The sequence below is a fragment of the Aeromonas rivuli genome, from assembly GCF_000820045.1.
In the GTDB taxonomy this organism is placed as follows: domain Bacteria; phylum Pseudomonadota; class Gammaproteobacteria; order Enterobacterales; family Aeromonadaceae; genus Aeromonas; species Aeromonas rivuli.
This window is the reverse complement of the sequence record NZ_CDBJ01000068.1, coordinates 142,774-155,151: the sequence shown is the minus strand read 5'-3', so window position 1 is coordinate 155,151 and position 12,378 is coordinate 142,774. Positions and strand designations below refer to the sequence as shown.

Genomic DNA, 12,378 nt, shown 5'->3' with positions numbered 1-12,378 from the left:
CAAAGGATTTTTGGGAGCTGGCTCAAGGTTTTGCCCCCCTGCCCTTGCCGATCTCAATACCAGATATCAAGCGGCTGCCGCCTCAGGGTCGGGGCACAGAGCGAGCAGCCAGCCTGAAGGGGCCATGACACAGACCCCGCCGAGGCGGGGTCTGTGGTTGGGAGAACGCGCTGTTCAAGGGATGAAGCCGGCGCGTCGCCCCAGGCTCACAGCTTGGCGGTCAGCTCGGGCAACAGGGTGAACAAGTCCCCCACCAGGCCGTAGTCGGCGATCTGGAAGATGGGCGCCTCGCCATCCTTGTTGATGGCCACAATCACCTTTGACTCCTTCATGCCCGCCAGATGCTGGATGGCACCCGAGATGCCGACGGCGATGTAGAGCTCGGGGGCCACCACCTTGCCGGTCTGGCCCACCTGCAGATCATTGCCGACAAAACCCGCATCCACGGCGGCGCGCGAGGCCCCCACCGCCCCGCCCAGCTTGTCCGCCAGGGCCTCTATCAGGGCAAACTGCTCTTTCGAGCCGAGCGCCCTGCCCCCGGAGACCACCACCCGGGCGCTGCCGAGTTCGGGACGGCCAGACACCACGGCCTGGCGGGAGATCAAGCGGGTGCGCGTGGCAATGGCAAGGGGCGGCAGGGTCTCAACCGGCGCACTCGCCTCTCCCGGCGCCGCCATGGGGAAACTGCTGGCGCGCAGGGTCATCAGCTTGATGGGTGCATGGCTCTGCACCCTGGCGATGGCGTTGCCCGCATAGATGGGCCGCAAGAAGCTGTCATCTCCCTCGATGGCGATGACTTCGGAGAGCATCTCGACACCGAGCCGCGCCGCCATGCGGGGCAACAGATCCTTGGCCGCCGTGCCCGATGCCATCAACACATGGTGGTAATCCCGGGCCAGGGTCGCGAGGGGGCTGTCCAGGCCATCGCACCAGTCACAGCCAAGCTCGGCCAGCAATACCCGGGTCACCCCTTGCAGGCGGGCAGCCTCCGTGGCCGCCTGGGTGAGTTTATCCCCAAGCAGCAACAGATGGATGTCGCCCGGCAGGGCCTGCGCGCCCCCCACCAGCTGGATCGTGCTGGCAGCCAGGGGGCTCTCTGCTTGCTGCGCAATGATCAATATGCTCATGGCAGTACCTTCGCCTCATGTTTGAGTTTGTCGATAAGCTCATCCACAGAGCCAACCCGTACCCCGCCGCTGCGCACCGGGGGCGCCATGACCCCCAACTGCCGGTTATGATCGAGCGGATGGATGCCCAGGGTGGCAAAGGGTTCCGTCTCAAGGGGCTTGCGTTTCGCCTTCATGATGTTGGGCAAGGAGGCAAAGCGCGGTTCGTTGAGGCGCAAGTCCACGGTCACCACCGCCGGCAGCGCCATCCCCCATGTCTCCAAGCCGCCATCCACCTCCCGGGTCACCCAGATCTCGTCTCCCTTGCATTCGATGGCCGAAGCAAACGTGGCCAGGGGCCAGTCGCACAGCGCCGCCAGCATCTGGCCGACCTGGTTGTTGTCAGAGTCGATGGACTGCTTGCCGAGCAGCACCAGATCCGGCTGCTCACGCTCGCAGATGACTTGCAGGGCCCGGGCCACGGTCAGGGGATCCAGCCGTTCATCGCCACCATCGGGGGTGACGAAATGCAGGGCGCGATCCGCCCCCAGTGCCAGGGCATGGCGCAACTGTTCACTTGCCGCAGCAGGTCCCAGGGTCACCACCACCAATTCGCTGGCAAGGCCCGCTTCGCGCAACCTGACCCCCTGCTCGACCGCTATCTCGCAAAACGGGTTGATGCCCATCTTGACGTTGGCCAACTCCACGTCGGAGCCATCACCCTTGACCCGGATCTTGACGTTGTAGTCAACGACCCGTTTGACTGCGACCAGCAGCTTCATTCGGCCACTCCTCATCCTGTTGCTCGGTAGGCTCGCGCCGCTACCATCCATGAATAATTCCATAACGAGAGTTTACAGCTAGGTTTACGTTTACGTAAACTAACACTACCCTAGGCCAAGTCGAGCACGGAGGCAAGATGGAACGAGAAGCAATGGAATACGATGTGGTCATCGTTGGGGGCGGTCCTGCGGGGCTCAGTGCCGCCATCGCCCTCAAGCAGCGGGCGCCCGATTGCAGCGTCTGTCTGCTGGAGAAAGGGGCCGAGATTGGGGCTCATCTGCTCTCTGGCGCCCTGCTCGATCCCCGCGCCCTGCAAGAGCTGCTGCCAGCGCGCTGGCAGGAGGCACCGCTCGGCACCCAGGTCAGCGACGATCAGCTCTGGCTGCTGCAAAGTGACAGCCGTGCCAGTCGCTTGCCCCATTGGGCCCTCCCCCCCAGCATGAGCAATCAGGGTTGTCACATCATCAGTCTGGGCACTCTCTGCCGTTGGCTCGCCAGGGAGGCCGAGTCTCTTGGGGTCGAGATCTATCCGGGGTTTGCCGCCAGCGAACTCATCATCGAAGAGGGGGTGGTCAAGGGGGTGCTGACCGGCGATCTGGGTCTGGACAAGGCAGGTCGGCCCAAGGGGGATCATGTGCCGGGCATGGCACTGCTGGGGCGCTATACCCTGTTTGCCGAGGGGGCCCGTGGCCACCTTGGCAAGCAGCTGATCAACGCATTCGGGCTGGAAAATCATACCCAGCCGCAACACTATGCCATCGGCTTCAAGGAGCTGTGGCAGGTGCCCCCGGCTCAATCCCGGCCCGGACAGGTGCTGCATGGCAGCGGCTGGCCACTCGGTGGTCAAGGGAGCGAGAGCCGCAGCCATGGCGGCTTCTACCTCTATCATCTGGCGGACAATCAGGTCTCGGTCGGGCTGATTGTCGATCTCAACTACCAGAATCCCTGGCTCAGTCCCTTCGACGAGTTTCAGCGTCTGAAACATCACCCTCTGCTCAAACAGACCCTCCAGGGAGGAGAGCGCATCAGCTATGGTGCCCGCGCCATCACCAAGGGTGGCTGGCACTCCCTGCCGCGCATGCACTTTCCCGGTGGTCTGCTGCTCGGCTGCGACGCCGGCACCCTGGATTTTTCCCGCATCAAGGGGATTCACACCGCCATGAAGAGTGGTCTGCTGGCCGCCNNGCGCGGCCCTGGCGGCCAGCTGGCTTGGCGCGGATCTGAAGGGGGCCCGCAACTTCGGCGCCGCCTTGCACGGCGCGGGTCCCTGGCTAGGTGGCGCCTTCAATTGGCTGGAGCAGCGGTTATTCAAGGGGCAATCCCCGTTGCAATGGCTGGACAAGGGTGACGATTACCGCGCCCTCAAGGCGGCCAATCGCTGCCAACCCATCTCATACCCAAAACCGGACGGGGTGCTCAGCTTTGACAAGCTCTCATCCGTCTATCTGGCCAACACCAGCCACGATGAAGATCAGCCTTGTCACCTGCGATTGCAGGATGCGCGCATCCCGGTCGAGGTCAATCTGCCCACCTGGGCCGAGCCCGCGCTGCGATACTGCCCGGCCGGAGTGTTCGAGCTGGTGACGGTGGATGAACAACCCCATCTGCAGATAAACAGCGCCAACTGCATCCACTGCAAGACCTGTGATATCAAGGATCCTAGCCAAAACATCATCTGGACTCCCCCTCAGGGGGGCTCTGGCCCCAACTACCCCAATATGTGATCCGACCAGGGGCGTTTTCTGGACAAACGGGATGAATATCAGCTGAATAAGCCCTGACAATGGCGGCGAGCGCCTGTATAGTTCGCCGCAGTCAGGTTGCCCATCGGCCCCGCTATGCTTCATACGATCCCCTTCTTGGGATCGAAGCCGCATGAACCTGTTCAACCATCCCTGATAACCCAAGACTTTAAGGGGGACAGATGATCACCGCCTACATCCTCAATAACAAGGTGCTCGACATCGTCACGCTCGGCCCTGACGATATCCTGCCCGACAACACCGTCTGGCTCGATGCCTACAAGCCTGACGCGGCGGAGCGAGAATGGTTGACGGGACTCTTTCTGGAAGAGGTCCCCGACAAAGAGGAGCTCGATGACATCGAGGCTTCTGCTCGTTTCTACTGGGATACGGATGGTTTGCATATCCACTCCCTGTTTCCCCAGCGGATCGGCCGTGACACCAAGGGTGTCCATGTCTCCTTTACCCTGCGCAACAACCTGCTGATCAGCATCCGCGAGGACGATATCGGCTTGGTACGGCTGATGCGCCACTATATGCGCCAGGACAGACTGGAGGTGGAAGATGCCCTGGATGTCCTGCTTGAGGTGCAAAACCTCAAGGTCGAATACCTCTCCGATCTCATCGAAGATGGCTACAAGACCCTGGAAAATACCGCCGATCAGATCTTCGAGCCCGATCAGATCAACGCCATGCTCAAGGAGCTGATGGCCCAGGAAGAGGCCAACGGCCAGATCCGCCTCTCCCTGCACGATACCCGGCGTGCCCTGCGCTTCTTGAAGCGCAGTCTGCGCCAGAAGATGACCAATGAGCAGAACAAGTGGATCGACGAGATGTTGCACGACGTAGAGTCTCTGCTGCCCCACACCCAGTTCCTGTTCGACAAGATCAACTTCCAGCTCGAGGCCGCCATGGGGGTGACCAATCTGGAGCAGAACAAGGTGATCAAGATCTTCTCGGTTGCCGCGGTCATCTTCCTGCCGCCGACCCTGATCGCCAGTATTTACGGCATGAACTTCGGCCGCATGCCGGAACTGCAGTGGGAATATGGCTATCAGATGTCCCTGGTGCTGATGGTGATGTCGTCCCTCGGCACCGGGCTCTTCTTCAAACGCAAAGGCTGGCTGTAGCGCGCGCCGAACAGGGCGCTATGGTACGAGGGGGCCCAGGGCCCCCTTGGTGTTGATGGACGCCCCTGGCCGCTATCCCCCGGGCTTTTTCACTTTCTCCTCTTGCAAGGCGGGTCTCAGCCCCCATATCTGTTGCATCATTTATCCATTGCGGCCTTCTCCTCCTCCATGACTCTCTATCCCGAACACCGTTACGATGATCACGGTCAGTTGCGCCCGCCGCTCTGGTTCTGGCCCATCAGCCTGCTGCTGACCCGCTCCGTCTGGTTGTTCGTGATGGCCGGCGCCAGCCGTCAGGGGGGAAGCGACATCCTGGCCCTGCTCTACCCGGAGCGCTGGAGTCTCTATGTGAGCCTGCTCACCGACCTGCCCGCGCTGCTGGCCCTGCTGGCCTGTGGTGGCACCTTTGCCAACCCCCAGGGGTGGCGCGCTCGCCTGCGGCGCTTGAGTCCCAGCCTGCTGCTCAGTTCGGCCCTGACCGGGCTCATCATCCAATGTCATGCCCTGGTGAGCCTGGGTTGGCAATTTAGCTGGGCCAACGCCCTGGTGCTGATCGCCAGCCTCTGGTGCCTCTGGTATCTGCTCAAGAGTCGTCAACTGCGCGAGTACGCGGCGGACAAGCCCCATATAGCCAATGACTGAGAGCGCGCCATCGAGTCAGGACAGCGCCCTGATCAGCCCCGACAGGACAGATCAGCATAGGGTTGCCCGGGCGGGTGAGACTAGTTGACCGGCGTCACCCGGATGGCGAGGGTCTGCTGCTGGTGCTCCTGGCGGATCCCGGCCCCCGAGGTCGTCCCTATCTCCGTCCCCTGACGCTGCTGGCTGTTGGCCAACCCTCCCACCTCCACCCACTGCCCAGGGGCGACATTCAGCTCCGTATCGCTCTGTCCCCGCTCCGGTAATCCCTGGCGCAAACTGGTCTGCTCGCTGGAGAGCCGGATCAGCACGTTGTCACCGACCAGGGTCGCGCTGGCATAGAGGCCATTGACGATGGGCAGCAGCGCCGTGACCTTGCCCCCGCGCCAGCGATAGAGGCTGACCGGCTGATAACTGCCCATCTGCAACAGCACGGGTCGCCCCGACAGGCCGCGAACCTGCCAGGCTTGCTGGCCCTGTTCACTGCCTTGCTCCAAGGCGCCTCCCCCCTGCCAATCACCACTGCGACCCTGTCTGGCCCCCAGGGCCGCCCCCTGACTATCGCGCTGCTGGGAGACCCGCCACTCGATGAGCAGCATCTGCGGTGGCTGGTTGAGGCGCGCCACCAGCTGCTCCGCCTCCGCGAGCTGCTCTGGGGTGCCGCTGAGCACCAGCTGGTTACCCATGGCACTCACCCCGAGACTCGGATTGAGTTCACGCAAGGTGTGTATCAACCCCTCCGGTTCAAAGACGGTGATCACCTTCACCTCCCCCCGTACCGGGGCGACTACCAGCACCGCCAGTGACATGGTCAACCAGAGGCTCACTCGCACGTGGCAACGTCTCTGCATAGGGCTCTCCTGCCGTGATGGGCTTGATCATAGGCTCACCCCTGAGGGGCGCTGTTGCCAATGATGGGATGAAAAAAACCGCCGAGATGCGGCGGTTTCAGCATGACTCAACTCAGCATCTGGCGACAAGCCAGGATGCCCGCGCGATCAGAGCCAGGGAGCGGCAGTGGGCCCCTGTCTGAGGCCCAGCTTCCAGACCCGGCCAAAATGTTTGTAGTGACCGGCGGCCACCCCGGCCTTCTCCCCCATGCCATGGTAGAGATCCAGGTGCCCCTTCTTGACCGCCCCCCCCACGTCCAGCGCAATCAGCAGGCGCAGCTGATGCTTGCCGGTCCAGTTGCCCTCAAGATCCAGCAGCGGCACTTCCGCCAGTATGGGCGTGCCCATCGGCAGCAGGGTCTTGTCGGCCGCCACCGCCGCCATGGGCAACAGCGGAATGCCTGCCGCCCCGACCACATCATTGGTGGGGCGCCGTTCGAAGAAGACATAGGAGGGGTTCTGCTCCACCAGCTCCATGACCCCGGCCTCCGGCTGGGCATTGGCCCAATCTTTGATGGCCTTGAGGGACATCTGCGCCTTGGGCACTTCGCCCCGATCGATCAACACCCGACCGATGCTGACGTAGCCGTGACCATTCTTGCCGCTGTAGCCCAGATATTGCAGGCGATCATCGTCCCCGTAGTGCACGAAGCCAGACCCCTGCACATCCATCAGGAAGTTGTCGATGAGGGATTTGCTGTAGCCCAGCTCCAGCCCACGGTTGGCCAGCGCCCCCTGATGGATCTGGGCCCGGCTCGGGCAGCGTCCGGCGCAGTTGGGCATGGCGTAGATGGGGTATTTGAACTCACTGTCCGGCCGGTGGCGCACTTCCAGTACCGGAGAATAGTAGCCGGTGAACAGCACATTCCCCTGTCGATCGGCGCCGCCAAGCTGGGCCAGGCTGATGCCGTACTGGGTGATCAGGGCCGGGTTGCCACCCTGCGCGACCCAGCGGGAGAGCTGGCGATAGAGCTCGCCGTAACGGCGGGTCATCTTGCCGGAGCGCTCCAGCACCAACCGGCTCTGGGGGCCGAACTTGCTGAAATCCGACCCCTGCTGGCTGTTGACGCGCTCCACCCGCACCAGATCATCTGGCAGGGTACCATCCAGATACTGCTTGCCCAGATTTTCTGGCACCTCGCAGTTCAGAAAGCATCTGGCTTCGGACTTCTTCTGGGGCACCTTGGCAGGTTCAGGGTTGCCCGCACAACCGGCCAACCCAACCACAGCGGCAGTCAGCCAGTACGCGTGTTTTTTCATATATCCTCATCTAACCGAAAAACGCTAACACCATGAAAATGGTGATGAATGCAACCAAAGGCCGCGACGGATACCAGCTTGGCTCCGCCTCTCGCCCACAGCCGCCGCGCTGCCATGTCCGCAGCGCATCAGCAGGCGGCGCTATCATACAAAAACAAAGGCCCTGTTGGCCCCTTAAATTAAACAATACCGCTGATTGATCCAACTGCCAGGGTGCGATGAGGGCGACCGGCAATCGGATGACCTGATGACCCGGTGACAGCAAGATGGAGTGATCGGGTGTACGCAAGTGCCTGGCCATATGGTGGTGACGACAGCCGCCCCCTTGATCTCCCCCTCGATTGGCCCTCAGCAAATGAGCAAACACCGCCTCTGCCGGCGCACAGGGATTTTTCCAAAGGCCCATCATTTGGGTTATAACAGAGGGACAAGGTGTGCGAGGTCATGGATGGAACAGCTCGAGATCTTCCCCCTGCAGAGCCCCTGTATCGGGGTCTGTCAGGCAAACAACAAGGGCTATTGCAAGGGATGCTTTCGCAGCAGGGAAGAGCGTTTCAACTGGCTGACCATGAGTCCGGATCAACAGCAGGATGTGATGCGGCTGTGCCGGGCACGCAAGGCCCGGGTCCTGGCTGCCCTGCGCAAAGCTCAGGAGCCAGAGCAAGCGCCGCAGCAACAAGGCTGGGACTTCTGACCCGAGGCTGCTGCGCAGTGGCGACATCCGTCGCTCTCCATGAGGGCTTCTCTCCCCTCAAATAGACAAGGCGGCCCCAGGGCCGCCTTGTTTATCACGCATCGTTACCGCGGGTGCGGCCGAGCTCTGGGGATCATGCCGTGGCCAAGCTGGCCGGTGCCTCGGTACGCTTGAGCATGGCGTAACTCACCCCGGTCAGCAGGGAACCCGCAGTGATGGCCACAATGTAGAGCCACACATGGCTGATGGCATTGGGGATGAAGAGCACGAACAGGCCACCGTGGGGCGCCACCAGCTCACAGGCAAACAGCATGGAGAGGGCACCGGTCAGGGCACCGCCCACCATGCAGGCCGGGATGACCCGCATCGGATCCTTGGCCGCAAAGGGAATGGCCCCCTCGGAGATGAAGCACAACCCCAGTACGAAGGAGGCCTTGCCCGCTTCCTGTTCGGTCTTGATGAACTTCTTGCTGGCCAGGAAGGTGGCAATCCCCATCCCCAGCGCAGGCACCATGCCCGCCGCCATCACCGCCGCCATGGGGGCATAGGTCTTGGAGGCCAGCAAGCCGACCCCGAAGGCGTAGGCCGCCTTGTTGACCGGGCCGCCCATGTCGAAGCACATCATGGCACCTATGATGACCCCCAGCAGCACGGCATTGGCCGAGCCCATGTTATTGAGGAAGGTGGTCATGGCATTCATGATGTCGGCCACCGGGCCACCAACCACATAGATCATCACCAGACCGGTAAACAGGCTCGCCACCAGGGGAATGATGAGGATGGGTTTGAGCGCCTCCAGAGTCACGGGCAGACGCACCTTGTCACTCAGGAACTTGGCGCAGTAACCGGCCAGGAAACCGGCGACGATACCGCCGAGGAAGCCGGCGCCCAGGGAGCTGGCCAGCATACCGCCTATCATGCCAGGTGCCAGACCGGGGCGATCGGCGATGGAGTAAGCGATATAGCCCGCCAGCACCGGGATCATCAGGGCAAAGGCCGAGGCGCCGCCTATCTTCATCAGCGCCGCCGCCAGGGTGCCCTCCTCCTTGAACGCTTCAATCCCGAAGATGAAGGAGATGGCGATAATAAGCCCCCCTGCCACCACCATGGGCAACATGAAGGAGACCCCGGTCAGCAGATGCTTGTAGGGACCGGCCTTATCCTCTTTCTTGACCACTGCACCGCCGCTGTGGCGATACGGCTTGGCCTGCGTCCACGCCTTGTCCAGCTCAGCTTTGGTCTTCTTGAGGGCAGCCCCTGTGCTGGTGTGGTAGAGCGGCTTGCCATCGAAGCGGGCCATGTCCACCTCGATGTCGGTGGCGAGGAACACCAGATCGGCGGCGGCTATCTCATCGGCAGTCAGGGCATTTTGCGCACCGACCGAGCCTTGGGTCTCGACCCGGATCTCATAACCGAGTTGTTTGGCGGTATTCTCCAGGGCCTCGGCGGACATAAAGGTATGGGCCACCCCGGTCGGGCAGGCGGTGACGGCAACGATGCGTTTGCCCGCGCTGGCTGACGCAGGCGCAACCGCAGCCACTGCACTCGCCACATGGTGATAGGGCTCGGCACGCTCGCGGGCAGCCTCCAGCACGGCGGCGGGATCTTGCAATGCGGCATCCATCTCGGCCCGATAGAGTCGCTTGCCCTCATAGGCGGACAAGTCCACCGGTGCGCTGGCCGCGACGATGACCAGATCGGCCTCGGCAATCTGGGTCGCCGTCGGCGCGCTGTGCGCCGCTATGGTGGAGTGGATGTCACCGATCAGCGTCCAACCGGCCTGTTCTGCCTGTTGGGTGAGTCGTTTGGCGACGAGGAAGCTGGTGGCGATGCCCGCCGGGCAGGCCGTTACCAAGATAGCTTTCATTGGGCATCTCCTGTGGGTGTGTGGTGTGTCGCGTCCTGGGAAGCTGCCTGCCGATTATCCATGGCGGTGTCGTCATCCAGTCGCGTGATGGTTATTTGTTCAAGAAGTGGGGTCAGTTGCTGTTGATCCGCAAAACCGACCGCAACCTGGCTCACCGCCAGGGCCGAGACGGCGGTGGCTAGACCCAGGGTCTGCGCCATGGGCCAGCCCAGGCTCAGACCATGGGCAAGGCCTGCTACGAGGGAGTCCCCGGCACCGACTGTGCTGACCACCGGCATCCGTGGCGGCTTGGCCTGCCAGGTTTCAGCTTCGCCAAACCAGATCACCCCTTCGGCGCCATTGGAGATCACCACCTGGCCCACCCCTTGCGCCTGCAAGGCGCGGGCGCACTCGGCCTGCTCAGTGAGGGTGCGGATGGGCCGGCCCGCCCACTGACTGAGCTCCTCCAGATTGGGTTTGATCAGGGTGGGGCCTGCGCTGATCCCGGCGCTCAGGGCCGCGCCGCTGCAGTCAAAGATGACCCGCTTGCCGCGCAGCTTGAGGGCGGTGATGAGGTGGGCGACGTGCGCTGTCTCGACGCCCTTGGGCAAACTGCCCGCCAGTACAAACCAGTCAGCCTTTTCGGCCAGCTCATCCAGCAAGAGATCGAGGGTCGCGATGGCCTCGGGGGCGATATCGAGCCCCGGCAAGTTGAGATCCGTGACCCGACCCGAGCGCTCGGAGACCTTGACGTTGATGCGGGTGCTGCCCGGGACCCGCACGAAATGATCTTCCAGCCCCTTCTGGGCAAACAGGTCGACGAAGGCTTGCTGATTATCGGCGCCGAGCCAGCCGGTGAGGGCCACCTCGCGGCCCAGATCCTTGAGCACCATGGCGACGTTGATGCCCTTGCCTGCCGCACGCAGGGAGGCGTCACGCACCAGATTCACTTCGCCAGCCTGCAGCTGGTCGAGGGAGGCGGTGAGATCCAGCGCCGGATTGAGGGTGATGGTGACGATGTTCATCAGTGCGCCCCCTCTCCCAGCCCGGCCTTGATCGCCTCGCCGATGCCACGCAGGGCCGCTTCGGCGTCAGCCCCTTCGGCGCGAAATTCGAGTCGGTGGCCGCACTTCACCCCCAGACCGATCACTTTCATCAGGCTCTTGGCGGACACGGCCTCACCGCTGCCATCCAGGTTGGCGACCCGGATATCGGCACCATACTCCTTGGCGACCTTGACCAGCATGGCGCCGGGACGAGCATGGAGGCCATGGGGGTTGATGATGGTGAAGGTGTCTGCCAATCCCTTGGCTGGTCCGTTTTGCAGCAGCGCCAGCCCTTCGCTTCCCGCCAGGGCGTCGAGTTGACCGGCCGCGGCCAGGGCCGCCAGGTTGTCGAGCTGGGTCAGGTGAGACTCATCCTTGCCGCACAGCAGCAGCAGGGCTTTCACTTGTGCATCCTGATGGCGGATGGCATGACTCGGCGTGGCCAGCACCCAGCCAGACAGCTGCGCCCTTGCACTCGCCAGCCAGATCCCTTGCCCCAGGGCCCTTGGCTGGCTCGCCATCAGAGCCGTCACCATCTCGGCGCCACCCCAACCGGCGGACTTGGCGCGGGCGGCGGCGCCCAGCAGCAGCTGGTCGGCATCATCGGCAGGGAAATCAGCGAGGGTCAGGAATTGCACCTCGGCCGGTGCGCTCGCCCCCGTCAGTATGTCGATGATGGTGGCGGCATCCTTGGCATCTTTGAGGGCCAGGGCGGCCTGCTCGTCCCCCAGTACATGGGTAAGCTGGCGCAAGATGCCGAGGTGCTCATCGGACTTGGCGGCGATGCCAATGGCCACATAGGCGACCTGGCCCTGATCCCATTCAATGCCTGCCGGGAACTGGGCCACCATGACCCCGGTCTGCTTCACCAAATGTCGCGTCTCTGTGGTGCCGTGGGGAATGGCGATACCGCTGCCAAGGTATGTGGCGTGCTGGGCTTCACGGGCCAGCATGCCGGCCACATAGCCCGCCTCGACCAGACCGGCCTGGGTCAATCGCTCGGCCAGCAGCGCGATGGCCTCCTCCTTGCTAGCGGCGGTCTGATTCAACAGGATCTGCTCTTGCGCCAACTTCAACATACTCTCTCTCCATCCGCTGAGGCGGCCGAGGCGGCCACCTGGATTGCGCTCAATGATAAGGCTCTGTGATAAGGGTCGGTTGACCCCGCTTGCCCTGCTCACAATAGACCGGATCGCATCCCACTGGGGGGTTTGTCCTCTGTTTGCCTTTGCTTACTGACAA

The 12,378-nt window shown here is 62.8% G+C and carries 10 protein-coding genes and 1 pseudogene; 4 read left to right on the top strand and 7 right to left on the bottom strand.

Features of this window, described 5'->3' with window-relative positions; translation table 11 throughout:
* Positions 1–206: 206 nt before the first annotated feature.
* Together BN1130_RS16425 and BN1130_RS16420 are read right to left on the bottom strand one after the other, a co-directional pair.
* Positions 207–1,127, bottom strand: coding sequence for an electron transfer flavoprotein subunit alpha/FixB family protein (locus BN1130_RS16425; protein ID WP_042043259.1), 921 nt, complete (start codon positions 1,125–1,127; stop codon positions 207–209).
* On the bottom strand, positions 1,124–1,888 hold the full coding sequence (locus tag BN1130_RS16420) for an electron transfer flavoprotein subunit beta/FixA family protein (RefSeq protein WP_042043258.1): 765 nt from the start codon (positions 1,886–1,888) through the stop codon (positions 1,124–1,126). The genes BN1130_RS16425 and BN1130_RS16420 overlap by 4 nt, the downstream gene beginning before the upstream one ends.
* A 137-nt stretch (positions 1,889–2,025) precedes the next feature.
* On the opposite strand from BN1130_RS16420, the pseudogene BN1130_RS16415 reads away from it, so the two are divergent.
* The 3 genes and pseudogenes from BN1130_RS16415 to BN1130_RS16405 all read left to right on the top strand — a co-directional run bounded on the left by BN1130_RS16415 (position 2,026) and on the right by BN1130_RS16405 (position 5,403).
* Positions 2,026–3,613: pseudogene (locus BN1130_RS16415) on the top strand (electron transfer flavoprotein-ubiquinone oxidoreductase).
* 200 nt (positions 3,614–3,813) lie between these two features.
* Entirely contained in the window at positions 3,814–4,761 is a 948-nt protein-coding gene (gene corA, locus BN1130_RS16410; RefSeq protein ID WP_042043254.1) for a magnesium/cobalt transporter CorA, read from the top strand.
* A 168-nt stretch (positions 4,762–4,929) separates the two neighbouring features.
* Complete coding sequence (locus BN1130_RS16405) at positions 4,930–5,403, top strand: DUF2919 domain-containing protein (RefSeq protein WP_042043278.1); 474 nt, start codon at positions 4,930–4,932, stop codon at positions 5,401–5,403.
* Positions 5,404–5,483: 80 nt separating this feature from the next.
* On the opposite strand, the gene BN1130_RS16400 is transcribed toward BN1130_RS16405, so the two are convergent.
* Positions 5,484–6,251, bottom strand: a complete 768-nt coding sequence (locus tag BN1130_RS16400) for a hypothetical protein (RefSeq protein WP_084218239.1) — start codon at positions 6,249–6,251, stop codon at positions 5,484–5,486.
* A 147-nt stretch (positions 6,252–6,398) separates the two neighbouring features.
* Complete coding sequence (gene mltA, locus BN1130_RS16395; RefSeq protein ID WP_042043253.1) at positions 6,399–7,550, bottom strand: murein transglycosylase A; 1,152 nt, start codon at positions 7,548–7,550, stop codon at positions 6,399–6,401.
* Positions 7,551–7,998: 448 nt separating this feature from the next.
* On the opposite strand from mltA, the gene BN1130_RS16390 reads away from it, so the two are divergent.
* Positions 7,999–8,244: a DUF1289 domain-containing protein gene (locus BN1130_RS16390; RefSeq protein ID WP_042043252.1), complete on the top strand. Its 246-nt coding sequence runs from the start codon at positions 7,999–8,001 to the stop codon at positions 8,242–8,244.
* Positions 8,245–8,377: 133 nt separating this feature from the next.
* On the opposite strand, the gene fruA is transcribed toward BN1130_RS16390, so the two are convergent.
* The 3 genes from fruA to fruB are packed head-to-tail and all read right to left on the bottom strand — an operon-like array spanning position 8,378 to position 12,215.
* The gene (gene fruA, locus BN1130_RS16385) at positions 8,378–10,111 is read right to left on the bottom strand and encodes a PTS fructose transporter subunit IIBC (protein WP_042043251.1); all 1,734 of its coding nucleotides are present in this window, start codon (positions 10,109–10,111) and stop codon (positions 8,378–8,380) included.
* Positions 10,108–11,115: a 1-phosphofructokinase gene (gene pfkB, locus BN1130_RS16380; RefSeq protein WP_042043248.1), complete on the bottom strand. Its 1,008-nt coding sequence runs from the start codon at positions 11,113–11,115 to the stop codon at positions 10,108–10,110. Before pfkB ends, fruA begins: the two co-directional genes overlap by 4 nt.
* A complete protein-coding gene (fruB, locus tag BN1130_RS16375) occupies positions 11,115–12,215 on the bottom strand; it encodes a fused PTS fructose transporter subunit IIA/HPr protein (protein ID WP_042043247.1) in 1,101 nt (366 codons plus the stop codon). The genes pfkB and fruB overlap by 1 nt, the downstream gene beginning before the upstream one ends.
* Between the last annotated feature and the right edge of the window lie 163 nt (positions 12,216–12,378).